The sequence below is a fragment of the Pseudomonas sp. P5_A2_2 genome, from assembly GCF_054177685.1.
On the sequence record NZ_JBGCUL010001359.1, the window covers coordinates 1 to 1004 of the forward strand.

General features: G+C 57.9%; 2 protein-coding genes and 1 pseudogene. All 3 read left to right on the forward strand.

Translation table 11 applies throughout. The annotated features are described in order from the left end of the window. On the forward strand, window positions 1–174 hold a 174-nt coding region (locus ACXRVY_RS31415), incomplete at its 5' end, for a phage tail assembly chaperone (protein ID WP_458239268.1). Window positions 175–227: 53 nt separating this feature from the next. Next, the gene (locus ACXRVY_RS31420; protein ID WP_457265747.1) at window positions 228–494 is read left to right on the forward strand and encodes a DUF1799 domain-containing protein; all 267 of its coding nucleotides are present in this window, start codon (window positions 228–230) and stop codon (window positions 492–494) included. A gap of 27 nt (window positions 495–521) precedes the next feature. Then, window positions 522–1004 (forward strand): annotated as a pseudogene (locus ACXRVY_RS31425) (phage tail tape measure protein); the annotation flags it as partial.

Here is a 1004-nt window from a genome sequence, read left to right on the forward strand (position 1 = left end):
GCCGAAGTCGAGCAAGGCGTCGAACAGATCAAGGATCTGGTCGTGTCTTGGGGCTTCGGTGACAAACTTAGTGACGAGTCGATCACAGCTCTGGTGAAGAGTTGTGTTGGCGTGTCGGACGCTGTCGTAAAGGCCTATAGCGAAGCGTTCGGTAAGGCCCGCTTGGGAAACTGACCGACGTCGCACGCGCACTCTACGAGCAGACCACTGATTCCAATGTCCTTTCGGTGTTTGGGCTTTCTCCATCGGATATCGATGACTCCATTGAAGTCTGGCCGGACAACTGGCCGTCTTTCCTCGTCATGGATTCGATGGGGACCCAGTGGCGTACCGGTGCGTGCGGCGCAACTGGCCTCGATTACGGCGTTCTGCCCAATGTGATGAAGCTCGTCGGCATCCCGGCAAAGGATCGCCCCGGTGTGTTCCAGGACATCCGCGTTATGGAGTCGGAAGCCATTGCGGTGATGGCTGAAGCACGCGACAACAGCCCGTGAGAGCGGGCAATTATTCAAGGTGAGTCGATGAACATTGCAGAACTCGGCATCAAGGTCGATTCGGCTGATGCCGCCAACGCTGCGACCGATCTCGACAAGCTGACCAAAGCTGGCGATCGCGCTGAGCAGTCCGCCGTCAGCCTGATGAACGAAATGCAGGCGCTGGAAAAGTCTCTGTCGAAAGGCGCGACCACCACGCAGGAACTGGCCAAACAGCGCGAAAGCCTGGCGAAGCTGACCAAGACCGGCGCCTATGGCGAGGCCGAGTTCACCAAAATCACCGCGCAGTTGGACAAACAGCAGGCGGCGCTGGCGAAGTCGACACTGGATGAACAGAAGGCCCTCAACAGCCTACTGGGCGCAATCGATCCGGCCCGCGCGGCCATGTCCAAGCTGGACAATCAGGTCGAGCAACTGGGAAAGCATCTGGATGCAGGTCGCATCAGCCAAGATCAGTACAACTCCGCGCTGAGCAAGATCGACAAGGACTACGCCAAACTTGAAAAGACT